This window comes from Saccharothrix syringae (assembly GCF_009498035.1).
In the GTDB taxonomy this organism is placed as follows: Bacteria; Actinomycetota; Actinomycetes; order Mycobacteriales; family Pseudonocardiaceae; genus Actinosynnema; species Actinosynnema syringae.
In genome coordinates this window covers 9,754,084-9,779,444 of record NZ_CP034550.1, presented here as the reverse complement: position 1 = coordinate 9,779,444, position 25,361 = coordinate 9,754,084, and the positions used below count along the sequence as shown (strand labels likewise).

27 protein-coding genes are annotated in these 25,361 nt (G+C 72.5%); 21 read left to right on the top strand and 6 right to left on the bottom strand.

Features of this window, described 5'->3' with window-relative positions:
* Window positions 1–67: 67 nt before the first annotated feature.
* Window positions 68–2,152 carry a transcription termination factor Rho gene (gene rho / locus EKG83_RS41200; protein ID WP_033432794.1) on the top strand — a complete coding sequence of 695 codons (2,085 nt, stop codon included), beginning with the start codon at window positions 68–70 and terminating at the stop codon, window positions 2,150–2,152.
* 207 nt (window positions 2,153–2,359) lie between these two features.
* On the opposite strand, the gene EKG83_RS41195 is transcribed toward rho, so the two are convergent.
* Window positions 2,360–2,764: a hypothetical protein gene (locus tag EKG83_RS41195; protein WP_051766320.1), complete on the bottom strand. Its 405-nt coding sequence runs from the start codon at window positions 2,762–2,764 to the stop codon at window positions 2,360–2,362.
* A gap of 242 nt (window positions 2,765–3,006) precedes the next feature.
* Between EKG83_RS41195 and rpmE the strand changes: the two genes are divergently transcribed.
* The 5 genes from rpmE (at window position 3,007) to prmC (ending at window position 7,902) form a co-directional block, all read left to right on the top strand.
* Window positions 3,007–3,219, top strand: coding sequence for a 50S ribosomal protein L31 (gene rpmE, locus EKG83_RS41190; protein ID WP_033432793.1), 213 nt, complete (start codon window positions 3,007–3,009; stop codon window positions 3,217–3,219).
* A 133-nt stretch (window positions 3,220–3,352) separates the two neighbouring features.
* Complete coding sequence (gene prfA, locus EKG83_RS41185) at window positions 3,353–4,408, top strand: peptide chain release factor 1 (RefSeq protein WP_033432792.1); 1,056 nt, start codon at window positions 3,353–3,355, stop codon at window positions 4,406–4,408.
* A 19-nt stretch (window positions 4,409–4,427) separates the two neighbouring features.
* A complete protein-coding gene (locus tag EKG83_RS49325; RefSeq protein ID WP_051766319.1) occupies window positions 4,428–5,627 on the top strand; it encodes an acyl-CoA thioester hydrolase/BAAT C-terminal domain-containing protein in 1,200 nt (399 codons plus the stop codon).
* Window positions 5,628–5,637: 10 nt separating this feature from the next.
* The gene (gene lpdA / locus EKG83_RS41175; RefSeq protein WP_033432791.1) at window positions 5,638–7,023 is read left to right on the top strand and encodes a dihydrolipoyl dehydrogenase; all 1,386 of its coding nucleotides are present in this window, start codon (window positions 5,638–5,640) and stop codon (window positions 7,021–7,023) included.
* An 18-nt stretch (window positions 7,024–7,041) separates the two neighbouring features.
* Window positions 7,042–7,902, top strand: a complete 861-nt coding sequence (prmC, locus tag EKG83_RS41170; protein WP_033432790.1) for a peptide chain release factor N(5)-glutamine methyltransferase — start codon at window positions 7,042–7,044, stop codon at window positions 7,900–7,902.
* Between the two features lie 121 nt (window positions 7,903–8,023).
* On the opposite strand, the gene EKG83_RS41165 is transcribed toward prmC, so the two are convergent.
* The 3 genes from EKG83_RS41165 to EKG83_RS47290 all read right to left on the bottom strand — a co-directional run bounded on the left by EKG83_RS41165 (window position 8,024) and on the right by EKG83_RS47290 (window position 10,908).
* The gene (locus EKG83_RS41165; protein ID WP_033432789.1) at window positions 8,024–8,380 is read right to left on the bottom strand and encodes a hypothetical protein; all 357 of its coding nucleotides are present in this window, start codon (window positions 8,378–8,380) and stop codon (window positions 8,024–8,026) included.
* 2 nt (window positions 8,381–8,382) lie between these two features.
* Window positions 8,383–9,600, bottom strand: a complete 1,218-nt coding sequence (locus tag EKG83_RS41160; RefSeq protein ID WP_153278753.1) for a hypothetical protein — start codon at window positions 9,598–9,600, stop codon at window positions 8,383–8,385.
* Window positions 9,601–10,227: 627 nt separating this feature from the next.
* Window positions 10,228–10,908, bottom strand: a complete 681-nt coding sequence (locus tag EKG83_RS47290; RefSeq protein ID WP_051766318.1) for a hypothetical protein — start codon at window positions 10,906–10,908, stop codon at window positions 10,228–10,230.
* 64 nt (window positions 10,909–10,972) lie between these two features.
* Here EKG83_RS47290 and EKG83_RS41150 point away from each other — a divergent pair, with 64 nt between their 5' ends.
* The 12 genes from EKG83_RS41150 to EKG83_RS41095 all read left to right on the top strand — a co-directional run bounded on the left by EKG83_RS41150 (window position 10,973) and on the right by EKG83_RS41095 (window position 21,758).
* On the top strand, window positions 10,973–11,590 hold the full coding sequence (locus EKG83_RS41150) for a hypothetical protein (protein WP_033432787.1): 618 nt from the start codon (window positions 10,973–10,975) through the stop codon (window positions 11,588–11,590).
* A 43-nt stretch (window positions 11,591–11,633) separates the two neighbouring features.
* Window positions 11,634–12,284 carry an L-threonylcarbamoyladenylate synthase gene (locus EKG83_RS41145; protein ID WP_033432786.1) on the top strand — a complete coding sequence of 217 codons (651 nt, stop codon included), beginning with the start codon at window positions 11,634–11,636 and terminating at the stop codon, window positions 12,282–12,284.
* Between the two features lie 89 nt (window positions 12,285–12,373).
* The gene (locus EKG83_RS41140) at window positions 12,374–13,516 is read left to right on the top strand and encodes a glycosyltransferase family 4 protein (protein WP_228122397.1); all 1,143 of its coding nucleotides are present in this window, start codon (window positions 12,374–12,376) and stop codon (window positions 13,514–13,516) included.
* 445 nt (window positions 13,517–13,961) lie between these two features.
* Window positions 13,962–14,420 (top strand): hypothetical protein, encoded by a 459-nt coding sequence (locus tag EKG83_RS41135; RefSeq protein ID WP_051766317.1) that lies wholly within the window; start codon window positions 13,962–13,964, stop codon window positions 14,418–14,420.
* Window positions 14,421–14,571: 151 nt separating this feature from the next.
* Window positions 14,572–15,351 carry a F0F1 ATP synthase subunit A gene (gene atpB, locus EKG83_RS41130; RefSeq protein WP_153278752.1) on the top strand — a complete coding sequence of 260 codons (780 nt, stop codon included), beginning with the start codon at window positions 14,572–14,574 and terminating at the stop codon, window positions 15,349–15,351.
* Between the two features lie 64 nt (window positions 15,352–15,415).
* Entirely contained in the window at window positions 15,416–15,670 is a 255-nt protein-coding gene (locus EKG83_RS41125; RefSeq protein WP_194282970.1) for an ATP synthase subunit c family protein, read from the top strand.
* Between the two features lie 27 nt (window positions 15,671–15,697).
* Complete coding sequence (locus EKG83_RS41120) at window positions 15,698–16,246, top strand: F0F1 ATP synthase subunit B (RefSeq protein WP_033432784.1); 549 nt, start codon at window positions 15,698–15,700, stop codon at window positions 16,244–16,246.
* Between the two features lie 10 nt (window positions 16,247–16,256).
* On the top strand, window positions 16,257–17,084 hold the full coding sequence (locus EKG83_RS41115; protein WP_033432783.1) for a F0F1 ATP synthase subunit delta: 828 nt from the start codon (window positions 16,257–16,259) through the stop codon (window positions 17,082–17,084).
* A 63-nt stretch (window positions 17,085–17,147) separates the two neighbouring features.
* Window positions 17,148–18,794: a F0F1 ATP synthase subunit alpha gene (gene atpA, locus EKG83_RS41110; RefSeq protein WP_033432782.1), complete on the top strand. Its 1,647-nt coding sequence runs from the start codon at window positions 17,148–17,150 to the stop codon at window positions 18,792–18,794.
* A 7-nt stretch (window positions 18,795–18,801) separates the two neighbouring features.
* Window positions 18,802–19,737 (top strand): F0F1 ATP synthase subunit gamma, encoded by a 936-nt coding sequence (locus EKG83_RS41105; RefSeq protein ID WP_033432781.1) that lies wholly within the window; start codon window positions 18,802–18,804, stop codon window positions 19,735–19,737.
* Window positions 19,730–21,166 carry a F0F1 ATP synthase subunit beta gene (gene atpD / locus EKG83_RS41100; RefSeq protein ID WP_211269163.1) on the top strand — a complete coding sequence of 479 codons (1,437 nt, stop codon included), beginning with the start codon at window positions 19,730–19,732 and terminating at the stop codon, window positions 21,164–21,166. The genes EKG83_RS41105 and atpD overlap by 8 nt, the downstream gene beginning before the upstream one ends.
* Before the next feature lie 103 nt (window positions 21,167–21,269).
* The gene (locus EKG83_RS41095; protein ID WP_033432779.1) at window positions 21,270–21,758 is read left to right on the top strand and encodes an NUDIX domain-containing protein; all 489 of its coding nucleotides are present in this window, start codon (window positions 21,270–21,272) and stop codon (window positions 21,756–21,758) included.
* 62 nt (window positions 21,759–21,820) lie between these two features.
* On the opposite strand, the gene EKG83_RS41090 is transcribed toward EKG83_RS41095, so the two are convergent.
* Window positions 21,821–22,567 carry an IclR family transcriptional regulator gene (locus tag EKG83_RS41090; protein ID WP_033432778.1) on the bottom strand — a complete coding sequence of 249 codons (747 nt, stop codon included), beginning with the start codon at window positions 22,565–22,567 and terminating at the stop codon, window positions 21,821–21,823.
* Window positions 22,568–22,636: 69 nt separating this feature from the next.
* Between EKG83_RS41090 and EKG83_RS41085 the strand changes: the two genes are divergently transcribed.
* From EKG83_RS41085 to EKG83_RS41075, 3 genes are all read left to right on the top strand, one after another.
* Window positions 22,637–23,824, top strand: a complete 1,188-nt coding sequence (locus EKG83_RS41085; RefSeq protein WP_033432777.1) for an MFS transporter — start codon at window positions 22,637–22,639, stop codon at window positions 23,822–23,824.
* A 74-nt stretch (window positions 23,825–23,898) separates the two neighbouring features.
* The gene (locus tag EKG83_RS41080; protein WP_033432873.1) at window positions 23,899–24,264 is read left to right on the top strand and encodes a F0F1 ATP synthase subunit epsilon; all 366 of its coding nucleotides are present in this window, start codon (window positions 23,899–23,901) and stop codon (window positions 24,262–24,264) included.
* 22 nt (window positions 24,265–24,286) lie between these two features.
* The gene (locus tag EKG83_RS41075; RefSeq protein WP_033432776.1) at window positions 24,287–24,718 is read left to right on the top strand and encodes a DUF2550 domain-containing protein; all 432 of its coding nucleotides are present in this window, start codon (window positions 24,287–24,289) and stop codon (window positions 24,716–24,718) included.
* 1 nt (window position 24,719) lies between these two features.
* On the opposite strand, the gene EKG83_RS41070 is transcribed toward EKG83_RS41075, so the two are convergent.
* Window positions 24,720–25,292, bottom strand: a complete 573-nt coding sequence (locus EKG83_RS41070; RefSeq protein ID WP_033432775.1) for a cob(I)yrinic acid a,c-diamide adenosyltransferase — start codon at window positions 25,290–25,292, stop codon at window positions 24,720–24,722.
* Window positions 25,293–25,361: the final 69 nt, after the last annotated feature.

Below are 25,361 nucleotides of genomic sequence, written 5' to 3'. Positions count from 1 at the left end.
CGCGTTCCGCCGGACGGCAGCTCCGCTGGACCGCGTAGGAGGCGCGGTCCGGTCAGGAAGGACATGTGTGAGCAACACCGATGTGCTGAGCAGCGAAGCTCCTGCTGCTCCCAACGCCGCCAGTTCCGGAGCCGAGGAGAACGCTCTGACCACCCCTACGAACGGCAGTGCCCCGCCGCGCAAGCGCGCCGGTCTCTCCGGCATGGTGCTCGCCGAACTGCGTGAGCTCGCGGGTCAGCTCGGCATCACCGGCACGGCCGGGCTCCGCAAGGGCGACCTCATCGCGGCCATCAAGGAGCGGCAGGGCGGCACCTCCGGTCGGGGCAGCGCCGCGACGCCGCCCAAGGCCGAGAAGAAGGCCGCCGCGCCCGTCGCCGAGAAGGCCCCGGCCGCGGAGAAGGCGGCCGAGGCGCCCGTCGACAAGCCGGTGGAGAAGCCCACCCAGCAGCAGCTCGACGTGGTCGAGCGGTCCGGTTCGGGCGCCGCCTCGGGCTCGGGCTCGGGCGAGGAGGAGGGCGGTCGCCGGGGCAACCGCCGCCGCCGTTCCGCCAACCGGCCCGCGGGCAGCCCGGACGGCGCCGCCGCACCGGCCGCCGCGCCCGCGGCGGACGACCGGCCGCAGCAGGCCGCGCCCGTGGTCGAGCGGACCCAGCAGGACCGGCCCGAGCGCGGTGAGCAGCGCGAACAGCGCCAGGAGCGCGGTGACCGCGGGGATCGCGGCGAGCGCGGTGACCGGGGCGACCGGAGCGAGCGGGGTGACCGCGGCGAGCGCGGTGACCGGGGCGACCGCGGTGGTCGCCAGGAGCGCGGCGGCCGTGACCGGGATCGCGACCGGGACCGGGACCGGGATCGCGACCGGGACCGCGGGCAGGACCGCAACCGCACCAACGCCGGTCCGGACGACGATGACGACGAGGGCGGCCGGCGCGGCCGTCGCTTCCGGGACCGCCGCCGTCGCGGTGGCCGGGGCGACGCCGGTGGCGGCGGCACCGACACCGAGGTGCGCGACGACGACGTCCTGCTGCCCGTGGCGGGCATCCTGGACGTGCTGGAGAACTACGCGTTCGTCCGCACGTCGGGCTACCTGGCCGGCCCGAACGACGTCTACGTGTCGCTCTCGCTGGTCCGCAAGTACGGCCTGCGCCGCGGTGACGCGATCATCGGCGCGGTGCGCCAGCCCCGCGAGGGCGAGCAGCAGCGGCAGAAGTTCAACCCGCTGGTCCGCGTCGACAAGATCAACGGGCTGGACCCGGACGAGTCGCGCAACCGGCCGGACTTCACCAAGCTGACCCCGCTCTACCCGAACGAGCGGCTGCGCCTGGAGACCGAGCCCCACATCCTCACCACGCGCGTCATCGACCTGGTGATGCCGATCGGCAAGGGCCAGCGCGCCCTGATCGTGTCGCCGCCGAAGGCGGGCAAGACCTCGGTGCTCCAGTCGATCGCCAACGCGATCACGAAGAACAACCCCGAGTGCCACCTGATGGTGGTGCTGGTGGACGAGCGCCCGGAAGAGGTCACCGACATGCAGCGGTCGGTGAAGGGCGAGGTCATCGCCTCCACCTTCGACCGCCCGCCGTCGGACCACACCACGATCTCGGAGCTGGCCATCGAGCGGGCGAAGCGCCTGGTCGAGATGGGCCACGACGTGGTCGTGCTGCTGGACTCGATCACCCGCCTGGGTCGTGCCTACAACCTGGCGGCGCCCGCGTCCGGCCGCATCCTGTCCGGTGGTGTCGACTCGACGGCGCTGTACCCGCCGAAGCGGTTCCTCGGCGCGGCCCGCAACATCGAGGGCGGCGGCTCGCTGACCGTGATCGCCACGGCCCTGGTCGAGACCGGGTCCGCGGGTGACAGCGTGATCTTCGAGGAGTTCAAGGGCACCGGCAACGCCGAGCTCAAGCTCGACCGCAAGATCGCGGACAAGCGCACCTTCCCGGCGGTGGACGTCGACTCGTCCGGCACCCGCAAGGAGGACCTGCTGCTCTCGCCCGACGAGCTGGCGGTCATGCACAAGCTCCGCCGGGTGCTCCACGCCCTGGACGGCCAGCAGGCCATCGACCTGCTGCTCGACCGCCTGCGCAAGACCCGCACCAACATCGAGTTCCTGATGCAGGTGGCCAAGACCACCCCCGGTGCGGACAACGACTGACCCGCTCCACCACCAGGCCCGCCCGGTTCCCCCGGGCGGGCCTTTTTCACCCGCGAGTCCTCCACTCCGACACCGCGTGTCCTCCACTCGCGCACCGCATGTCCTCCACTCGCGCACCGCGAATTGGCCTTTGACCGGTCCTGAGCGGTGGACTCGCGGTGTCTGAACGGAGGACACGCGGTGTCTGAGTGGAGGACACGCGGGGTTTCAGCAGGGTGGGGTGGTCAGGCCGGCTTTGGCCAGGGCGGCGGTGCGGCGGCGGTCGCGGAAGTACTGGGTGACGAGGAGGGCCAGGAGGGGGAGGCCGACGGGGAGTGAGACGGCCGGCGGGACGGGGAGGCCGTCCACGGCTATGCCCAGGCACATCACGGCGGCCAGGTAGGGCCAGCGGAGCCAGGTGCGCTGCCAGGGGGCCGCCCAGGTCACGGTGCCCGAGGAGACCACGCCCACGGCCACGCCGGCGCCGAACAGGGGGCTCGACAGGGTCACCGACCCGGCGGTACCCAGCAGGAGGTCGCCCAACCCGGTGAGGCCGAGGACGGAACCGCTGAACAGGAACGGCACGGCCAGCCACGGAACCAGCCGCAGCGGGCGTCCGGCAGCGCACAACACGGGCCCAAGTGTGGCGTCCGGGCAACGCCGGTCCGCACGCCCCGTAGGCCAACGGTCACCCCCTGCGCCAAATGGTCGACCGCCATCGGTGAGCGGTAGTGACGACCGCCACGGGAACAACCCGGTGCCGGCACGCGTTGCACCGCACGTCAGCCGATCTGGCACACTGTCGGGTCGAGTCCGGCTCCGGTTCACCTCGTGCAGAAGAGGACCCGGCGGCCACCGAGGAAAGGGACGAGACGTTGAAGACCGGCATTCACCCCGAGTACGTGACGACCGAGGTCACCTGCGGTTGCGGCAACACCTTCACCACCCGCAGCACCAAGTCGTCCGGTTCCATCCACGTCGAGGTCTGCTCGAACTGCCACCCGTTCTACACGGGCAAGCAGAAGATCCTCGACACCGGTGGTCGGGTCGCGCGCTTCGAGGCCCGCTACGGCAAGCGCGCCAAGTAGCTGCCAGAACGGCGTCCACCCCGGTACGCGGGTGGGCGCCGTTGTCGTTTCCGCACCACGGCCGCGACCGGGGCGGGAACCGGGCAGGACCAGAGCAGGAACCGAGCAAGACCGAGGACCCGGAGCCGAAGACGTGACGCTGGACGCCCTGCTGGCCGAGCACGCCGAGCTGGAGGCCAAGCTCGCCGACCCCTCGGTGCACGCCGACCAGGCGGGCGCGCGCAGGCTCGGCAAGCGCTACGCCGAGCTGACCCCGATCGTGCGGACCGCCCGCGAGCTGGAGCAGGTCAGGTCGGACCTGGAGACGGCCCGGGAGCTGGCCGCCGAGGACCCGGCGTTCGCCGAGGAGGCCGAGCAGCTGGCGAGGGCGGTGCCCGCGCTGGAGGAGCGGCTGGCCGAGCTGCTGCTGCCGCGCGACCCGCACGACGGCGCGGACGTGGTCATGGAGATCAAGTCCGGTGAGGGCGGCGAGGAGTCGGCCCTGTTCGCGGGCGACCTGCTGCGCATGTACACCCGGTACGCCGAGCGGCACGGCTGGAAGGCCGAGGTCCTGGGCGGCACCGACTCCGACCTGGGCGGCTTCAAGGACGTCACGGTCGCCATCAAGAGCCGCGGCGACAGCCCCGACGGCGTGTGGTCGCGCCTGAAGTGGGAGGGCGGCGTGCACCGGGTGCAGCGCGTGCCCGTCACCGAGTCGCAGGGCCGCATCCACACCTCCGCCGCCGGCGTGCTGGTCTTCCCCGAGGTGGAGGACGTGGAGGTCGAGATCGACGAGAACGACCTGCGCGTCGACGTGTTCCGCTCCTCGGGCAAGGGCGGCCAGAGCGTCAACACCACCGACTCGGCCGTGCGCATCACGCACCTGCCGACCGGCATCGTGGTGTCCTGCCAGAACGAGCGCAGCCAGCTCCAGAACAAGGCCCGCGCGATGCAGGTGCTCCAGGCGCGGCTGACCGCGCTGGCCGAGGAGAAGCAGCAGCAGGAGACGGCGGACGCGCGCCGCTCGCAGGTCCGCACGGTGGACCGCTCCGAGCGGGTGCGCACCTACAACTTCCCGGAATCCCGCATCTCCGACCACCGGGTTGGGTACAAAGCGCATAACCTGGATCAAGTGCTCGACGGCGACCTGGACGCGGTGCTCGACGCCCTGGTGGCGGCGGACCGGGCGGAGCGACTCGCCGGAGGGTGACGCACGAGAGGGGCGCGCGATGGCCGAAGTCCTGGTGAACCCGATCAGCGCCCCCCTGGACACCGCGCTGGAGATCCGCGTGGTGGACCTCGAACCCGACCGCCCGGTGACCGTGCGCGCGGGCACGGGCGACCGCGCCGCCGAGGCGGTGTTCCGGGCCGACGAGCGCGGCGTGGTGGACCTGACCAGGCACGCGCCGGTCTCCGGCAGCTACGCGGGCGTCGACCCGATGGGGTTGTTCTGGTCAATGACACCAACGGGTGACCGGTCGGACGGTCACACGTTCGTCGAGGCCGACGGCGCGGGCCCGGTCCGCCTCGAGCGGCTGACCGTGCCGGAGGGCGTCAAGCGCACCGAGGTCACCGAGCACGGCCTGGCGGGCGTGCTGTTCGAACCGGCCGACGGCGGCCCGCACCCCGGCGTGCTGGTGCTCGGCGGCTCCGAGGGCGGCCTGCACGAGCTGGACGCGGCGCTGCTGGCCGGGCACGGGTTCGCCGCGCTGGCCCTGGCCTACTTCGGCGCCCCGGGCGTGCCGGCGGACCTGGTCGAGATCCCCCTGGAGTACTTCCGCCCGGCCCTGGACCTGCTGGGCGAGCGCCCCGCGGTGGTCGGCGGGTCGCGCGGCGGTGAGCTGGCGCTCCTGCTCGGCGCGACGTTCCCCCAAGTCGGCGCGGTCGTGAGCGTGGTGGGCAGCGGGGTGGTGACCCAGGGCATCGGGCCCGGCCACCGGCTGCTGCAGAAGCTGGAGCACGAGGCGGCGCCCTGGACCCGCGGAGGCCGCCCCCTGCCGTACCTGCCGTACTCGTTCCCCGAGGAGCTGCGGGCGGCGGTGGTCGACGGCGAGCCGGTGCCGCTGCACCTGGCGTTCGACCTCGCCGACGGCATCCCCGAGGACGCGGAGATCCCGGTCGAGCGCATCAACGGCGGTGTGTTGCTGCTCTCATCCGCCGACGACCGGTCGTGGCCGTGCGCGGAGCTGAGCGCGGTCGCGCACCGCCGGCTGGCGGCCCACGACCACCCGTTCCGGTACGAGCACGTGGTCTACCCGGGCGCGGGGCACCTGATCGCGGGCCCGCCGCACCGGCCGACGACCGACGTGGTGGTGCCCGGACCGGGCGTGCGGTTCGCGACGGGCGGCACCCCGGCCGCCACGGCCGCCGCCCGCGCCGACGCGTGGCGCCGGACCATCGAGTTCTTGTCGGATCAGCCGGCCACCTAGTGTGTCCGGTATGAGCGCACACTTCGACGTCGTGGTCCTCGGTGCTGGGCCAGGCGGGTACGTCGCCGCGATCCGCGCGGCCCAGCTGGGACTGAAGACGGCGGTCATCGAGGAGCGTTACTGGGGCGGGGTGTGCCTCAACGTCGGCTGCATCCCGTCGAAGGCCCTCCTGCGCAACGCGGAGCTCGCCCACATCTTCACCCACGAGCAGAAGACCTTCGGCATCCAGGTCGACGGTTCGGTGAAGTTCGACTTCGGCGCCGCGTTCGAGCGCAGCCGCAAGGTCGCGGACGGGCGCGTCAAGGGCGTGCACTTCCTGATGAAGAAGAACAACATCACCGAGATCAACGGGTGGGGGACGTTCGTCGACGCGAACACCATCCGGGTGGGTGATGACACCATCACGTTCGAGCACGCGATCATCGCGGCCGGCGCCACCACGCGCCTCCTCCCGGGGACGGAGCTGTCCGACCGGGTGGTGACCTACGAGGAGCAGATCCTCACCAGGGAACTGCCCGGGAGCATCATCATCGCCGGCGCGGGCGCCATCGGCGTGGAGTTCGCCTACGTGCTCCACAACTACGGCGTCAAGGTCACGATCGTGGAATTCCTCGACCGGGTGGTGCCGCTGGAGGACGTCGAGGTCTCCACCGAGCTGGCCAAGCGGTACAAGCGGCTCGGCATCGACGTGCGCACCTCCACCCGCGTCGAGGCCATCGACGACAGCGGCGAGAAGGTGCGCGTCACCGTGTCGAAGGACGGCGCCCAGGAGGTCCTGGAGGCCGACAAGGTCATGCAGGCCATCGGTTTCCAGCCGCGCGTGGAGGGCTACGGCCTGGAGAACACCGGCGTGGAGCTGACCGAGCGCGGCGCGATCGCGGTGGACGGCCGGGGTCGCACGAACGTGTCCAACATCTACGCGATCGGGGACGTGACGGCGAAGCTGATGCTCGCCCACACCGCCGAGTCGATGGGCATCATCGCGGCGGAGACCATCGCGGGCGCGGAGACCATGGAGCTGGACTTCGTGATGATCCCGCGCGCCACCTACTGCCAGCCGCAGGTCGCCTCGTTCGGCTACACCGAGGCGCAGGCCCGCGACAAGGGCTTCGACGTGCAGGTGGCCAAGTTCCCGTTCACCGCCAACGGCAAGGCGCACGGCCTGGGCGACTCGGCGGGCTTCGTCAAGCTGATCAGCGACGCCAAGCACGGCGAGCTGCTGGGCGCGCACATGATCGGCCCGGACGTGACCGAGCTGCTGCCCGAGCTGACCCTGGCGCAGCAGTGGGACCTGACCGTGCACGAGGTCGCGCGCAACGTGCACGCGCACCCCACGCTGAGCGAGGCGGTCAAGGAGGCCGTGCACGGCCTGGCCGGCCACATGATCAACTTCTGACGCCCTACCCTTGCGCGCATGACCCGACACCCGCTGCGGCTGGCCATCCTCGAAGCGGAACGCATGCTGGCCGCCGCGGGTGTCGACAGCCCCAGGGCGGACGCCGAGCTGCTCGCCGCGCACGTGCTCGGCGTCGAGCGGTCCCGGCTGCCGCTCATCCCGCTGGTCGACCCGCCGGTGGTCGACGCCCTGCACAAGGTGGTGCTGCGGCGGGTGGAGCGCATCCCGCTCCAGCACATCACCGGCTGGGCCCACCTCGGCGGCCTCGACCTCGACGTCGGCCCCGGCGTGTTCGTCCCGCGCCCGGAGACCGAGCTGCCGCTGGTCTGGGGGCTGTCCACACTGGACCGGCCGGACCCGCTGGTGGTGGACCTGTGCACCGGCTCGGGCGCGCTGGCGCTGGCCGTGGCGCACCACCGGCCGGACGCGCGCGTGCACGCCGTCGAGCGGGACACCACCGCCCTGGCGTGGGCGCGCCGCAACGCCGACGCCCGCGCCGCCGCGGGCGACACCCCGATCACCCTGCACGCGGGCGACGTCACCGCGCCCGACCTGCTGTCCGACCTGGACGGCCGGGTGGACCTGGTGCTGTGCAACCCGCCGTACGTGCCGGACGACACCGAGGTGCCGCCGGAGGTGTCCGACCACGACCCGCGCCAGGCCGTGTTCGGCGGCCCGGACGGCCTGGCCGTGATCCGGCACGTGGTCACCGCCGCCGCGCGCCTGCTGCGGCCGGGCGGGCACGTGGCGATCGAGCACGACGACACGCAGGGGGAGTCCGTGCCCGCGCTGCTGGCCGCGCGGCGGGTGCTCACCGACGTGGCCGACCACCCCGACCTGGCCGGCCGGCCCCGCTTCGCCACGGCCCGCCGGGTCTGAGCGCGGGTCGGCGGGGGACGCGCCGGCCGAGGGGTGCCGGTGGAAGGGCACGCGCCTGCCGGAGATCGGGTGCCGGCCGAAGGTGCGCGCCTGCCGGGTGCACGAGCCGGTGAGGCGTGGGTCAACCGAACAGGTTGCCCAGCCGCTCCACCAGCAGCGCGACGCCCGCCGCCGCGGCCAGGCCGCTCGTGACCCGCTCGGACAGCCTCCCGGTCCGCTTGGCCACCTCCTCGGGGCGCGGCCGCTCCCGCGCCAGCTCCTCGTCCAGGTCGTCGACGGCGTCCAGCGCCGACTCCTTGCGCGGCGTGCCCTCCGGCGCCGCCTCGACCTCCGCCCGCAGGTCCGCCAACGCCGCCCGGACCTCGGCCACCCGGTCCGCCCCGACCCGTCCCCCCACGGTGATGTCGCCGACCTCCACCCGGTTGTCGTCGCCCTCGAACACCGCGCCCGTCGCGTCGCCGCCGATGGTGATGCCCACGCTCAGCCCCTCTCCCCGCGGTTGCCGACCCCGACCTTGTTGCGGTCGCCGATGAAGACGGCGCCGCTCACCGAGCCCTCGATGTGCACGTGCCTGTTCTCCACCTGGGTGGCCTGCCGCATGAACTCGGTGGTGGTGATGCCCCGCTCCTCCAGGAAGCGGCCGATCGACCGCAGCAGCTGCCGGTCGACGAGCTTGGCGTAGCGTTCGAGGTCCGTCAGCTGGAAGTAGTCCCGCAGCTCGTCGCCCGCCCCCAGCTCGCGCAGGGTGCGCGCGGCGCCGTACCGCTCCTGGGTGGGCTCGTCGTCCGACCAGTCGACCGGGATCGGGGCGACCGCGTGCCGCAGCCGGCCGAGCGCGGTGACCGGCAGCCGCGCCCACCGCCCCAGGGCGCCCAGGACCGGCTGCCAGGCCGAGGACGGCAGGTCGATGCGGCGGTAGGACTCCCGCACGGGCAGCAGCACGTTCGGCGTCCACTCCACGTACAGGTGGCGGTCGTCGCGCCCCAGGTGCAGGTACCAGGTCAGCACCAGCGCCCGGTCCCAGGTCTCCAGCCGGAAGCAGCGGAAGTGGCGCACCCACTCCTCGGGCCGCCGCACCACCTCGGCCACCACCTCCGGGGGCAGCGCCTCCACCGGGCGCTCGGTGAGGTCGGGCAGCACGGCGGCGGCGCGCGGGTCGTCCATCCGCGTCACCAGCTCGGCGGCCGAGACCACCACCCGGTCGCACGCGGTCAGCCCGCTCAACCGGTGGCCGGGGGACAGCGACGCCGAGGTGCCCAACCCGACGAGCTCGCGGGTGACCGCCTCGTGCAGCTCGACCAGGTCCACCTCGGCGACCTCGCCGCCCTCGGCGGCCGGGTCGAGCGACAGCACCATGGACCACGGCTCGTAGGCGACGCCCGCGCCCACGAACGGGAGGGAACCGCGGTAGACGACCACGTCCGTCCCGCCCACCGGCTCCTCCGCCTCGCGCACGTCGTCCAGCGCGAACTGGTGCTCGGCCACCCCCAGCGACCTCACCTGCCACTCGCGCGCCCACCGGTCCTCGCCCTCGCGGCCGGGGAAGTGCTCGCGGCTGAAGCTCGTGGTGGTCAGCTTCCACACGGCCCACCGGTCCAGCAGCAGCACGCCGAGCGCGAGGACGACGAGCAGCGCCAAGGCGGTCCACCCGCCCGGTGAGTGCCACCAGGCCCACGGCAGGTCGATCAGGCGCGCCAACGCCTCCGGGGCGGACAGGGCGAGCGCGATGCCACTTATGGCGACGATGACGATGGCGGTGACGATCCCCACGATCACGCCTTGGCGGGTGGCCACCGCCTCCGCGTCCTTCCGGTCCTCGGCGACCCGTCCCAGCGACAGCGCGCCCGCGAGCCCCAGCCACCAGAGGAACACCAGCCAGCTCAGGGACAGCACGCCGAGCACCACCACGCCCACGACGGCGTCACGCCACCGGCGCCGCGAGCGGGCGGCCACCGCCTCCCGCAGCACCGCCGCGCCGTCGATGCCGGGGAGGGGCGGGATCGCCCGCGTCGGCACCGACAGGAACTCGCGCACGGCGTCGTCGGCGAACTCGCGGTCGAGGTGCGCGGCCGCGCACAGGTATCGGGTCGATTCGTCCCTCGGGGACCTCTCCGGGTCGGAACTGGTCATGTGTTCCCCCTGTGCTCAAGGGTGCGGGAGGAATTCCAATTCAGCGGGGAAAAGCGAGAACTCCCCGGTCAGGCGACCCGGGTGGCTTTTGTGGAATGGGGAGGTCGGGCCGTTGGCGCGAACAGTAGTGGCGGTTCGCGCGGCCCGGTCCGAATTCCGGTCGAAGCGGGCGAAAGCGCGAACCCGGTGCTCCGGTCAGGGGCGGGCCGCGTCGACCATCGTGGTGAGCAGCGCCCCGGTCGCGGGCCAGTCCCCGGCCGGGCCGGAGGCGTAGACCACGTACTCGGTCCCGCCGGTCTCCCAGTAGGCGACCGCGGTCCGCGCGCCCGCCTCCTCGAACTCCCAGCGCACCGCCGGGAACCCGCGGACCTCCGCGGCCCCCAGCCCCAGCCGCGCGTGGCCGGGTTCCCGCTCCCGCTCCACCGCCGCCGCGGTGATGCGCTCCAGCAGCGTGCGGCCCGGGTCGGTCACGGGCGCGCCGCCGAACCGCACCTCGCGCCGCGGGTCCGCCGGGTCGGCCGCGACCAGCGTGGTGGCCACCGTGCCCGGTCGCACCGGCCAGCCCTCCGGCACGACCGTCACCAGGCCGCCCGGTGCCCGGGAGGTGCGGAACCCCGGTGGCGCGGCGGCGGGGTCGGTGGTGGGCGGGGTGGGGACCGACGACGGCGAACCCGGAGCAGGAGACGGCGAACCCGGAGCGGGCGAAGGCGGTGTGATGGCGGGCAGCCCCGGCGTCGTGGTCGTGGTGGCCGCCGGCGGGGGAGCGGAGGCGGCGCGCAGGGCCAGCACGCCCGCGCCGCCGGCCACCACCACGTACGCGGCGGTGAGCGCGGCCGCGAGCGGGAGGGCGCCGACGCCACCGGAACGCCTGCCCACCTCGTCCTCCCCCGCGGCTAACCTGGGTCCTCCCAGCTCGCAGCAGTAAACCGGAGGGGCGGCGTTGGTTGTCAACGGGTCGGACGAGCCGACCGCGCTGCGCGCCAGGCTCGCCGCGCACCTCGCCCGGCCGGTCGACCCGGCCGACGACGCCGCGATGCGCTCCCGGGCGGCGGTGGCCGACGTGCTCGTGGAGGGCCGGGCGGCGGCCGCGGTGGAGCGGCTGCGCCGGGAGCTGCGCGGGTACCACCCGCCGCCGGCGGCGCGCGACCACCTGGCCGTGGCCCTGGCCGCCCGCAGCGCGGAGGTGCGGGCCGTCGACGAGGACGGGGCGCTGGTGGTCGTCGACCGCGCCGGGCTGGCGGAGTGCCGGGCCATCGCGCGCGAGATCCTGGACCTGCGGCCCGCACCGGACCTGGTCGACTTCGCCCACGACCTGCTCGACCGCCTCGACCGCGCGGAGCGCTGGCGCTGGGTCGCGCCGGACTCGGTGCCCGGCGCGGCGGTGGTGGCGCTGGCGGTGCTGGTGCTGCCGTTCGTCGGGGGAGCCGTCGGCAGCGCCGCGGTCACCGCGGGTGGCGTGGCCGTCGGCGCCGCGCTCGTGTTCGGGGCCACCCTGGCGCACCGCAGGCGGCAGTGGGCCGTCGACGCCGCGCGACCGCTCCGGCGGCCCGGTCGCTGACCTCCGCCGCCGCGCGAACCCGCACTGTGCTTGGATCTCCCGGGTGAGCACGATCTACGACTGCAGCGTCCAGGACGACCGCGCCGCGGGCCTCGCCGCCGCCGCGGGCGCGGTGCGCTCCGGGCGCCTCGTGGTCCTCCCCACCGACACCGTCTACGGCATCGGCTGCGACGCCTTCGACGCGACCGCCGTCCGCCACCTGCTGGAAGCCAAGGGTCGTGGGCCGGACCTGCCCGTACCGGTCCTGGTCGGCTCCTGGACCACCGTCGACGGCCTGGTGCTGAGCGTGCCCCGGCAGGCGCGCGCGCTGATCGAGGCGTTCTGGCCCGGCGGCCTGTCCCTGGTCCTCCAGCACGCGCCGTCGCTGTCCTGGGACCTCGGGCACACGCGCGGCACGGTGATGCTGAGGATGCCGCTGCACCCGGTCGCCCTCGAACTGCTGCGCGACGTCGGCCCGATGGCCGTCTCCAGCGCCAACAAGTCCGGCTTCCCGCCCGCGTCCACCGCGCAGGAGGCGTGGGACCAGCTCGGCGAGGACGTCGGGGTCTACCTCGACGGCGGCACGGCGGCCGAGAACGTCGCCTCCACCATCGTCGACCTGACCGGGCCGGACCCGGTGGTGCTGCGCGAGGGCGCGGTGCCGCTGTCCGAGGTGTCCGAGGTGCTGGGCTTCGAGGTCGAGGTCGCCCGCTAGTGGATCTTCCCGTTCGGAGTAGCGTGGTGCCCGCACCGCCCGACACCCCGTCCCCGAGGGGCTAGCCTGCCGTGGGCCAGTTTCCTGCCGTGTCCAACGTCCTCCCGGTCCGGGAGTACCTGCTCGTCGCGCTGACCGCCGCCGTCGTGACGTTCCTGCTCGTCGGCCTGGTCCGCGCGCTGGCGTTCCGGATCGGCGCGGTCGCCTACCCGCGGTCGCGGGACGTGCACGTCAAGCCCATGCCCCGGATGGGCGGGCTGGCCATGTACGGGGGTGTGCTCGGCGGCATGCTGCTGGCCCACCAGCTGCCCGTGCTGCGGTCGGCGTTCGACTTCTCCTACGACCCGTACGCGGTCATCGTCGGCGGCGGCGTCATCGTCCTGGTCGGCGTGCTGGACGACCGGTTCGAGCTCGACTCGCTGACGAAGCTGGCCGGCCAGGTGTGCTCGGCGGGCATCCTGGTGCTGTTCGGGCTCCAGTGGATGCTGTTCTGGGTGCCGTGGGGCGACGCGGGCGGCAACACCGGCTCGCTGCTGTCGCTGGACCAGAACCAGGGCGCGATCCTGAGCGTGCTGCTGGCCGTGACCATGGTCAACGCGATGAACTTCGTCGACGGCCTGGACGGCCTGGCCGCCGGCATCGGCCTCATCGCCGCCGCGGCCACCTGCGTGTTCTCCATCGGCCTGCTGGGCAACAACGGCGGTGACGTGGGCGCCTACCCGCCCGCGCTGATCGCCGCCACGCTCGCCGGCGCGTGCCTGGGCTTCCTGCCGCACAACTTCAACCCGGCGCGCATCTTCATGGGCGACTCCGGGTCGATGCTGATCGGCCTGATGCTCGCCGCGGCCACCATCTCGGCCTCCGGCAAGATCAACTACGAGTCGGTGCGGGCGACCGACGTGCTCGGCCTGCTCTCGCCGCTGGTGGTGGTGGCCGCGGTGCTGTTCGTGCCGATGCTGGACCTGCTGATGGCCGTGGTGCGGCGCACCCGGCGCGGCGAGAGCCCGTTCTCCGCGGACAAGATGCACCTGCACCACCGGCTGCTGGAGATCGGCCACTCCCAGCGGCGGGCCGTGCTGCTGATCTACCTGTGGGCGGGCGTGCTGGCCTTCGGCGCGGTCGCGCTGACCCTGTTCGACGTGGTGGTCGTGGTGTGGTGCCTGGGCATCGGGCTGCTGCTGGCCCTGCTGGTGTCCGCGGTGCCCAGGCTCCGCGAGGCGCGCAAGACCTGACGCGGGGGCGGGGCCGACCGGTCGTCCGCCCGGCCGCCGCCCCCGATCGGGGACTTCTTCCACCTGATCGGGGGTTGTCCGGCACCGGCCTCGCGGTCGACGCCGCGGTGGCCGCGACGGGGCCGGGCGCCCGGGAGGCCGAGCGGTGCCCGGACCGGCCGGTGGTCCCGGGCCCGCGCCGGACCGGGGGAGTTCGCCGTGCGCGAACTGCTCCGGCGGTGCGCGAGCGGCACGCCGGCCCCGTGGAGCCCTCTCGGCGGCGGCACGTCGGCGCACGCCCCTCGGCCGGAAGGGCGAACCGTTCACCCGTCGTTGGCCTGGAAGACACCCGGGGGACACCCGGAGGGCGTTGGAGTTCGGCAAGTGCGCGCTTCTCCACCCCCCGATTGAGGGGTTCGGATCACTCTCCTTTTACACTCGGTCCCGACCAGTGGGAAGGGGTGACATGAGCCAGGACGAACCTGCGACCACCAAGGAGTGGACGCACGAAACCGTCGTGCAGCGCCTCGCGGGCGAGATGTTCCGCGGCGCCCTGTGGGCGACCCTCGCCACGGTCGCCGCCGCCGCGGTGCTGTGGACCGTGCTGGCGGGTGTCCCCGGCCTGGTCAGCGCCCTCATCGGCGGTGCGGTGGCGTGCCTGTCCTCGGTCGCGACGCTGCTGGTGATGCGCAAGACCGCGGCGCTGCCGCTGCAGTTCATCATGATCGCCGCGTTCGGCGGCTTCCTCGGGAAGCTGGTCCTGCTGATCGCGGTGATGCTGGTCGTGCGCCGGTTCCCGGAGCTGCACGACAACGCCCTCGCGCTCACCATGGCCGCGACCATCGTGGTCGCCACCTTCATGGAGGTGCGCGCTTCCAAGCGCAGTCGCAGTCAGATGGTGATCCCGACCCCCGGCAACACCTGAGCTACCGGCTGGTACGGTGCGCGCAGACGGGACACCCGGCTTCACGGGGTGCCTCTCGCGGGCGCTTGCGATCCGTAAGGTACGTTAAGTCCCGATCGTGACGATTCCCCCGGCGGAGTGAACGCCGGCCGGGAGAACCGGAAGGAACACAGTGACCATGACGGTGCTGGCCGCGGGCGATGAGTTCGTCGCTCCCGGCACGAAGGACTTCTTCCCGCCGGCGATCTTCGGCGACGTCACCAAGCCCATGGTGCTGCTGGTGCTGTCGATCGTGATCATCGGCGCGTTCTTCATCGCCGCGACCCGCAACCTGAAGCTCGTCCCGGGCAAGTTCCAGTTCCTCGCCGAGTCGGCGTACGACCTCGGCCGCAACTCGATCGCCCGCGAGCAGATCGGCGGCAAGGACTTCAAGCCCTTCGTGCCGCTGATCCTCACGGTCTTCAGCTTCGTGCTGGTGAACAACCTGTTCGGGATCATCCCGTTCGTCCAGTTCCCCACGCTGTCGCACATCGGGTTCCCGCTCGCCGTCTCGCTGCTGGTGATCTACCCGGTCTACCACTTCGTCGGGTTCCGCCGCCACGGTTTCCTCGGCTACCTGAAGCACCAGACCATGCCGCCCGGCGCGCCGTGGTTCGTGCTCATCCTGCTGATCCCGATCGAGTTCTTCCAGAAGTTCATCCTGAACCCGCTCACGCTCGCGATCCGAGTCTTCGCGGCCATGTTCGCGGGTCACCTGCTCCTCTTGGTGTTCACCTTGGCGGGTGAGTACCTCCTCTTCGCCGGCGGCATCACCGTGGTGGTCGCGCCGATCGCCTTCCTGTTCGCCATCGCGCTGACTTTCCTGGAGGCGCTGATCATGGTGCTGCAGGCATACATCTTCGCGCTGCTGTCCGCCAACTACATCGGCGCGGCGCTGGCCGAAGAGCACTGAGAGAAAACACAAGCCTCCGATCCGCGGGTTGTTCCGCGGACCGAAGTGAAAGGGAACAGCACAAGTGAGCGCTATCGTTCTTGCCCAGGAAGCCGCCACCGGTGTCACCAACGCGGGTCTCGCGGCGATCGGTTACGGCCTCGCGGCCATCGGCCCGGGCATCGGCGTGGGCCTGATCTTCTCCTCGGTCATCAGCGGCACCGCCCGCCAGCCCGAGGCCCGCGGCGTGCTGCTGAGCCTGGCCTGGACCACCTTCGCCATCGTCGAGGTCCTCGCGCTGCTCGGCTTCGTCGTGTACTTCCTCGCCACCGCCGCCTGACGTTCTTCGGCCTAGGAGAAGTCCCAGATGAAAACCCTCATCCTGGCTGCGGAAGGCGAGGCCATCAACCCGGTCCTCCCGCACACGTCCGAGATCATCCTCGGTCTCGTCGCGTTCCTGCTGCTGCTCTTCATCATGAAGAAGTTCGTCGCACCGCGCTTCGAGACGTTGTACGCGGAGCGTGCCGCCAAGATCGAGGGTGGCATCGAGAAGGCCGAGCAGGCCCAGGCGCACGCGCAGGAGCTGCTGGAGCAGTACAAGGCGCAGCTCGCGGAGGCGCGGGCCGAGGCGGCCCGCATCCGCGACGACGCCCGCATCGAGGGCGAGCAGATCATCAGCGAGCTGCGCGCCAAGGCCCAGGAGGAGTCCGCGCGGATCGTCGCGCAGGGCCAGACCCAGCTGGAGACGCAGCGCGCGCAGATCGTCGCCGAGCTGCGGGGCGAGCTGGGCAAGCTGGCCGTCGACCTGGCGGACCGGGTCGTCGGCGAGTCGCTGGAGGACGAGGTGCGCCGCCGGGGCACCGTCGACCGGTTCCTGGCCGAGCTCGACGGCGCGTCGGCTCCGGCCACCAAGTGAGGGAACGCCGATGACGCTGCACGCCGCTAGCCGAGACGCCCTGGCCGCCGCCGAACTGCGGCTGCTGGAGGTCGTCGACGCCACCGAGGACAGCGCTGCCCTGGGCACGCTGGGCGACGAGCTGTTCGCGGTCGTCGGCCTGCTGTCCGGCCAGCCCGCGCTGCGCCGCGCGCTGGCCGACAACGCCGCCGACCCCGCGGTGCGCGAGCAGCTGCTGCGCGGCCTGCTCGGCGGCAAGGTCGCCGACCCGACGCTGCAGGTGCTGGCGCTGGTCGTCACCTCCCGCTGGTCCAGCCCGCGCGAGCTGGTGGACGGCGTCGAGTCGCTGGCCCGCACCACGCTGCTGGTGCGGGCGGAGCGCGCCGGCCGGCTCGACGCGGTCGAGGACGAGCTGTTCCGGCTCGGCCGCATCATCGCCGGCAACCACGAGCTGGAGCTGGCACTGTCCGACCCGGGCGCCGACCCGGCGGGCAAGGTGGCGCTGGTCGACAGCCTCATCGAGGGCAGGGTCGACGCCACCACCAAGTCCCTGGTGGACCAGCTCGTCCGCGCACCGCGCGGCCGCGGCGTCGTCAACGGCCTGGGCGACCTCGCGGCGCTCGCGGCCAAGCGCCGGGAACGATCCGTCGCCCACGTCCGTTCTGCGGTTGAACTGGACGCGGCGCAGCAGGAGCGCCTCGAAGCCACCCTGACCAGGATCTACTCCCGACCCATCGCCCTCCACGTCGAGGTCGACCCCGCGCTGCGCGGCGGCCTGCTGATCAAGATCGGCGACGAGGTCATCGACGGCAGCGTGGCGGGTCGGCTGGCGGCACTGCGCCGCGACCTCGCCGGCTGACCCAACCGGAACCGCGGCCCACAAGCCCCTTTCCTCCAAGCGAGAAGTGAGAGCAGGAACGACATGGCGGAGCTGACGATCTCGTCGGACGAGATCCGCAGTGCGATCGAGAAGTACGTCTCGACCTACTCCCCGGAAGTCAGCCGGGAAGAGGTCGGCGTCGTCGCGGAGACCTACGACGGCATCGCCATCGTCGAGGGTCTGCCCGGCACCATGACCAACGAGCTGCTGGAGTTCCCCGGCGGCGTGCTCGGGGTCGCCCTGAACCTGGACGTGCGCGAGATCGGCGCCGTCATCCTGGGCGACTTCGACAAGATCGAAGAGGGCCAGGAGGTCAAGCGGACCGGCCAGGTGCTCTCCGTGCCCGTCGGCGACGGCTTCCTCGGGCGCGTGGTGAACCCGCTCGGCCAGCCGATCGACGGCCTCGGCGACGTCGTGGCCGACGACAACCGCGCCCTGGAGCTGCAGGCCGCGACCGTGCTGCAGCGCCAGCCGGTGGGCGAGCCGATGCAGACCGGCATCAAGGCCATCGACTCGATGACCCCCATCGGCCGCGGCCAGCGCCAGCTGATCATCGGCGACCGCAAGACCGGCAAGACCGCGGTCTGCATCGACACGATCATCAACCAGAAGAAGGCGTGGGAGAGCGGCGACCCGCAGCAGCAGGTCCGCTGCGTCTACGTCGCCATCGGCCAGAAGGGCTCCACCATCGCGGGCGTCAAGGCCGCGCTGGAGGAGGCGGGCGCGCTGGAGTACACCACCATCGTGGCCGCCCCGGCGTCCGACTCCGCGGGCTTCAAGTGGCTGGCCCCCTACACCGGCTCGGCCATCGGCCAGCACTGGATGTACCAGGGCAAGCACGTCCTGATCGTCTTCGACGACCTGACCAAGCAGGCGGAGGCGTACCGCGCCATCTCGCTGCTGCTGCGCCGCCCGCCGGGCCGCGAGGCGTACCCGGGCGACGTCTTCTACCTGCACTCCCGCCTGCTGGAGCGCTGCGCGAAGCTGTCCGACGACATGGGCGGCGGCTCGATGACCGGCCTGCCGATCATCGAGACCAAGGCCAACGACGTGTCGGCCTACATCCCGACCAACGTCATCTCGATCACCGACGGCCAGTGCTTCCTGGAGTCGGACCTGTTCAACGCCGGTGTGCGCCCGGCCGTCAACGTGGGCATCTCGGTGTCCCGCGTCGGTGGCGCCGCGCAGATCAAGGCGATGAAGACGGTGTCCGGCTCGCTGCGCCTGGACCTGTCGCAGTTCCGCGAGCTGGAGGCGTTCTCCGCGTTCGCGTCCGACCTGGACGCCGCCTCGCGCGCCCAGCTGGACCGCGGCGCCCGCCTGGTCGAGCTGCTCAAGCAGGGCCAGTACCAGCCGGTGCCGGTCGAGGAGCAGGTCGTCTCGATCTACCTCGGCACCAAGGGCCACCTGGACTCGGTGCCGGTGGGCGACGTCCGCCGCTTCGAGGCGGAGTTCCTGGACCACGTGCGCCGCAACCACGAGGCGATCCTGTCGGGCATCCGCGAGTCCAAGGTGCTCTCGGACGACGCCGAGCGGGGCATCGTCGACGCGGTCGAGGCGTTCAAGAAGCAGTTCACCCCGTCCGGCGGCGCCCCGGTCGTGAACGACGCGCCGGCCACCGCGATGGACGCCGACAAGGTCGGGCAGGAGTCGGTGAAGGTCAACCGACCGGCCCCGACCGAGAAGTGACGTAGGCATGGCGGCCCAGATCCGAGAGCTGCGCCAGCGGATCCGCTCGGTCAACTCGACCAAGAAGATCACCAAGGCGTACGAGCTCATCGCCACGTCCCGGCTGGCAAAGGCCCAGCAGCGGGTCGAGGCGTCGCGGCCCTACGCGGACGAGATCACCGGCGTCCTGTCGTCGTTGGCCACGGCGTCGGCCAACCTCGACCACCCGCTGCTGACCGAGCGCAAGCAGCCCAAGCGCGCCGGCGTGCTGGTCATCACCAGCGACAAGGGCATGTGCGGCGGCTACAACGCCAACGTGCTCAAGGCGGCCGAGGAGCTGTTCTCGCTGCTGCGGTCCGAGGGCAAGGAGCCCGTGCTCTACGTCATCGGCCGCAAGGGCGTCGGCTACTACCGGTTCCGCCGGCGGGAGATCGCCGGCGACTGGACCGGGTTCTCCCAGCTGCCCCAGTACGTCAACGCCGCCGAGGCGGGCGACGCGCTGGTGGAGGCGTTCGTCGCGGGCAGCGACGACCAGGGGAACAATCCGGGCCCCGACGGCGTTCTGGGTGTGGACGAGCTGCACGTGGTCTACACCGAGTTCAAGTCGATGCTGAGCCAGCAGCCGGTGGCCAAGCGGATCGCGCCGATGGTCGTCGACTACGACCCGGAGCCCACCAGGCTCCAGTCGGTGTACTCCTTCGAGCCCAGCGCCGACGTGCTGCTCAGCGCGCTGCTCCCGAAGTACGTCAAGACCAGGCTCTTCTCGGCGTTGCTGGACGCGGCGGCCTCGGAGTCGGCGGCGCGGCGGACCGCGATGAAGGCGGCGACGGACAACGCCACCGAGCTGGTCCGCAACCTCAGCCGCCAGGCGAACGCGGCCCGTCAGGCCCAGATCACCCAGGAGATCAGCGAGATCGTCGGTGGCGCCTCCGCGCTTACCGGTGGCGCAGGAAGTGATGAGTGACATGAGTGCTACTGCCACCACCACCCGCACCGGCCGTGTGGTCCGGGTGATCGGTGCCGTCGTCGACGTGGAGTTCCCCCGCGACGCGGTGCCGGAGCTGTTCAACGCCCTGCACGTGGAGATCACCTACGAAGCGGTGGCCAAGACGCTGACCCTGGAGGTCGCCCAGCACCTGGGCGACAACCTGGTCCGCACCATCTCGATGCAGCCCACCGACGGCCTGGTCCGCGGCGCGACCGTGAGCGACACCGGCGCCGCGATCAGCGTGCCGGTCGGCGACGTCGTCAAGGGCCACGTGTTCAACGCACTGGGCGACTGCCTCGACCAGCCGGGGCTGGGCCGCGACGGCGAGCAGTGGGAGATCCACCGCAAGGCGCCGTCGTTCGACCAGCTGGAGGGCAAGACCGAGATCCTGGAAACGGGCATCAAGGTCATCGACCTGCTGACCCCGTACGTCAAGGGCGGCAAGATCGGCCTGTTCGGCGGCGCGGGCGTGGGCAAGACGGTGCTCATCCAGGAGATGATCACCCGCATCGCCCGCGAGTTCTCCGGCACGTCGGTGTTCGCCGGCGTCGGCGAGCGCACCCGTGAGGGCACCGACCTCCTCCTGGAGATGGAGGAGATGGGCGTGCTCGGCGACACCGCCCTGGTGTTCGGTCAGATGGACGAGCCGCCGGGCACCCGCATGCGCGTCGCGCTCTCCGCGCTGACCATGGCGGAGTACTTCCGCGACGTGCAGAACCAGGACGTGCTGCTGTTCATCGACAACATCTTCCGGTTCACCCAGGCGGGCTCGGAGGTGTCGACCCTGCTGGGCCGCATGCCGTCCGCCGTGGGCTACCAGCCGACGCTGGCGGACGAGATGGGTGAGCTGCAGGAGCGCATCACCTCGACGCGCGGCAAGTCGATCACCTCGCTGCAGGCCATCTACGTGCCCGCGGACGACTACACCGACCCCGCGCCGGCCACCACCTTCGCCCACCTGGACGCGACGACGGAGCTCTCCCGTCCGATCTCCCAGAAGGGCATCTACCCGGCGGTGGACCCGCTGTCCTCGTCCTCCCGGATCCTGGAGCCGACCATCGTCGGCGAGGAGCACTACCGGGTGGCGCAGGAGGTGAAGCGGATCCTGCAGAAGTACAAGGAGCTGCAGGACATCATCGCGATCCTCGGCATGGACGAGCTCTCCGAAGAGGACAAGGTCCTCGTCGGCCGGGCGCGTCGCCTGGAGCGCTTCCTGGGCCAGAACTTCATCGTGGCCGAGAAGTTCACCGGTCAGCCGGGGTCGTTCGTGCCGATCAAGGACACGATCGAGGCGTTCGACCGCGTGTGCAAGGGCGAGTTCGACCACTACCCGGAGCAGGCGTTCTTCTCCTGCGGCGGGTTGGACGACGTCGAGGCCAACGCCAAGAAGCTCGCCGGCAACTGAGCCGGGGTTCCACCGGAGGGCCGTTCCCGCGCGCGGGAACGGCCCTCCGGGCTTTTCGGCGCCACCACCGGCGGTTCACCCGCGCCCGGTAGCCTGCCGCGCCGTGGACCTGCTGCCGTTCGAGGAGTACGCGGCCTCGCTGCACCGCAAGCGCGCCTCCGCCGGCGTCCTGTTCCGGGACGGGGACGGCCGGGTGCTCCTGGTCGAGACCACCTACAAGAGCACCTGGGAGATCCCCGGCGGGGCCGTCGACGCGGGCGAGGCGCCGTGGCGGGCGGCGGTGCGCGAGGTGGCCGAGGAGCTGCGCCTGCACCGCCCGCTGGGGCGCCTGCTGGTGATCGACCACCTGCCCGCCGACGGGCCGATGCCCGAGGGCCTGGCGTTCGTCTTCGACGGCGGCCTGGTCACCGCCGAGGAGGTGGCCGGGATCGACCCCACCGACCCCGAGATCCGCTCGGTCGGCCTGCACACCCCCGACGCCGCCCGCCGCCTGGTGAAGCCCGCGCTGGCCCGGCGGATCGAGAGCGCCCTGGACGCCCTCGTGGCGGGCGAGGTGGCCCTGTGCGAGTCGGGGCGGCCCGTCACCCCCTGACCCGCGCGAGTCGAACCCCCAGCCCCGTCGTGTCGAACCTCCGGGACCCCCGAGTTCCACGTTCAGGCCGACGCCCAGCCCAGCGCGCGCGAGATCGCCAGCCCGCACGCCCGCACCGCGGGCACCACGGTGTCCGTGCGCGTCCCCGTCGGCACCACGACGGACACCGACGCGACCACGTCGCCGGCCGCGTCCCGCACCGGTGCCGCCACCGAGAACGTGATCAGCTCGATCTGCCGGTCGCTGATCGCGTACCCGTCGCGGCGCACGCGGGCCAGGACCTCCCGCAGCTCGGCCGGGCGCACGATGGTCCGCTCGGTGAACCGCCTCAGCGGCCCGGCCAGCACCTCCTCCTGCACGGCCGCCGGTGCCGCGGCCAGCAGCACCAGGCCGACACCCGTGCAGTGCAACGGCATCCGGCTGCCCACGCGCGTCACCACGTTGACCGCGTCCCGCGCGGAGATCCGCTCGACGTAGACGACCTCCAGCCCGTCCCGCACGGCCAGCTGCACGTTGTGCCGCGTCACCTCGTACAGGTCCTCCAGGAACGGCACCGCCCGGTCGCGCAGGCCCAGGCTGCCCGGCGACAGCGCGCCCAGCTCCAGCAGCCGCAGGCCCACCGAGTAGCCGCCGTCGGGGTTGCGGGTCAGGGCGCGCAGCTCCACCAGCGCGGCCACCAGCCGGTGCGTGGTGCTCAGCGGCAGGCCGGAGCGGCGGCTCAGCTCGGACAGCGTCATCGCCGGGCGGTCCACGGTGAACACCGACAGGAGCGCGAACGCGCGCTCCAGGGAGGACTTCGGCGTGGTCACGCGTCGAAGTCTTCCACTGACCGGGAAGGGACCTGCCGGTGCGCCGGTGACACGCCTCACCCTCTGCGCATGACTAGATGGGTGCTCCCGCTGGGCTGGACGGCGGTGCTGCTCGACGGCTTCGACCTGGTGGTGCTCGGCACCGTCCTGCCGGTGCTGCTGGAACGCGGCGAGTGGGGCCTGACCCCGGCCTCGGCGTCCGCGGTGTCCACCGCGGGCCTGGTCGGCATGATGCTGGGCGCGATGGCCATCGGCACGGTCACCGACGTCATCGGCCGCCGCAAGGCGCTGATCGCGTCGGTGGGCAGCTTCTCGCTGTTCACCCTGCTGTGCGCGGCCGCGCCGTCGGTGGAGGTGTTCGGCGGCCTGCGCTTCCTGGCGGGCCTGGGCCTGGGCGGCTGCCTGCCCACGGCCATCGCGCTGGTCAACGAGTTCGCCGACGCCTCGAAGCGCGGCCGGGCCACCACGTTCGTCATGACCGGCTACCACGTGGGCGCCGTGCTCACCGCGCTGCTGGGCATCTCCGTGCTCCCCTCGATGGGCTGGCGGGCGCTGTTCGTGCTCGGCGCGGCCCCGGCGCTCGTGCTGGTGCCGCTGATGGTGTTCTTCCTGCCCGAGTCCACGGCGTTCCGCGGCACGCCCGCCAAGCAGGCCGTCGGCTCGCTGTTCCGGCCCGGCCTGTGGCGGGCGACGCTGGCGTTCTGGGTGGCCTCGTTCATGGGCCTGCTGCTGGTCTACGGGCTCAACACGTGGCTGCCGCAGATCATGCGCGCGGCGGGCTACCCGCTGGGCGCGGCGCTGGGGCTGCTGCTGACCCTCAACGTCGGCGCGGTGGTCGGCCTGGTGGTCGCGGGCGCGGTGGCCGACCGGTTCGGCGTGCGGCCGTCGACGATCGGCTGGTTCCTGGCCTCCGCGGTGGCGCTGGGCCTGCTGAGCGTGAAGCTGCCCACGGTGGGCGTGTACCTGGCGGTGCTGGTGGCCGGGTGCTTCGTGTTCAGCGCGCAGGTGCTGGTGTACGCCTACGTCGGTCGCACCTACGACGACGCGAACCGGGCGACCGGTCTCGGGTGGACGGCCGGCGTCGGCCGCGTCGGCGCGATCTGCGGGCCGGTGCTGGGTGGGGCGCTGCTCACGGCGGGCGTGGCCTATCCGTGGGGCTTCTACGCGTTCGCCCTCGTCGCGGCCCTGGGCGCGGTCGCGATCACGGCCGTTGGAGCGACCGCCGGGCGGGTGGTACCTCACGTAGGGGGTGCCTGAGGACGCCTGGTGCGGCGCTCGGTAGGGGCCACCGTTTAGACTGCTCCTCGACTCCGTAGACGAGGGAGATGCGCGTGGCCGAGATGACCGTCCAGTTGGTCGCCGTGGAACGCCGCCTGTGGTCCGGCACGGCCACCACGGTGGTCGCGCAGACGCTCGAAGGCGAGATCGGCATCCTGCCGGGCCACGAGCCCGTGCTGGGCCAGCTCGTGGAGGGCGGCGTGGTCCGGATCCGCACCACCGACGGCGAGGTCGTGACGGCCGCCGTCCACGGGGGGTTCCTCTCCGTGACCGGTGACGGGGTGAGCATCCTCGCCGAGACGGCCGAGCTGTCCGGCGAGATCGACGTCGAGCGGGCGCGGGCGAAGGCCGCGAGCGGCGACGACGCGGAGAAGGCCCGGGCCAGCGCGCGGCTGCGCGCCGCGGGGCAGACGGCCTGACGCGGACGGGCGGACGAGCGCCGTGGGGATCGCCGAAGTCGTCGGGGTGGTCCTGTTCGTCGCGGTGGTGGTCCTCGCGTACCTCGCGTGGCGCCGGGTCCGCGTGCTGCGGGCCGGTGGCGTGCACGTGGCGCTGAGGTCCCGGCTTGATCCCTCCGGCCGGGGCTGGCACCTGGGTGTCGGCCACTACCGCGGTGACGAGTTCGCCTGGTTCCGGGTGCTGAGCCTGCGGACCGGCCCGGACGTGGTGATCTCCCGCGACGGCTTCGAGATCGACGACCGCCGCGAGCCCGCGCCCCCCGAGACCTACGCCATGCCCTCCGGCGCCGTGGTGCTGCGGTGCAGCGGCGCCCGGGGCGAGGTGGAGATCGCGATGGGCCCGGACGCGCTGACCGGCTTCCTGTCCTGGTTGGAGTCCGCGCCCCCGGGCCGCTCGATCCCCTGGGCGTCCTGAGCTAGGCGTTGTCCCCGGGCCGCCAGAGCACGTCACCGTCCGGGTTGGCCACCCGCGCCAGGATGAACAGCAGGTCGGACAACCGGTTCAGGTACTTGGCCGCGAGCGGGTTCGTGGTGTCGGGCTCGGCCTCGACCAGCGCCCACGTCATGCGCTCGGCGCGCCGGGCCACGGTGCGGGCCTGGTGCAGCAGCGCGGCGCCGGGCGTCCCGCCGGACAGGATGAACGAGTCCAGCTTGCCCAGCCGGGCGTTGAACTCGTCGCACCAGGACTCCAGGCGGTCCACGTACGGCTGGGTGACCCGCAGCGGCGGGTACTTCGGGTCCGGCGCGATCGGCGTGGACAGGTCCGCGCCGACGTCGAACAGGTCGTTCTGCACCCGCCGCACGACCTCGGTCACGTCCGGCGCGAGCGAGCCGAGGGCCAGCGCGACGCCGAGCGCGGCACCGGTCTCGTCCACGTCCGCGTAGGCGGCGATCCGCGGCGAGGTCTTGGGCACGCGCGAGAAGTCGCCGAGCCCGGTGGTCCCGTCGTCGCCGACGCGGGTGTAGATCTTCGTCAGGTGCACGGCCATACCCGGCACTCTAGGACAGGTGCGCACCACCGAACCCGCCTCCGCGGACGGGCACGATCAAGACCCTCC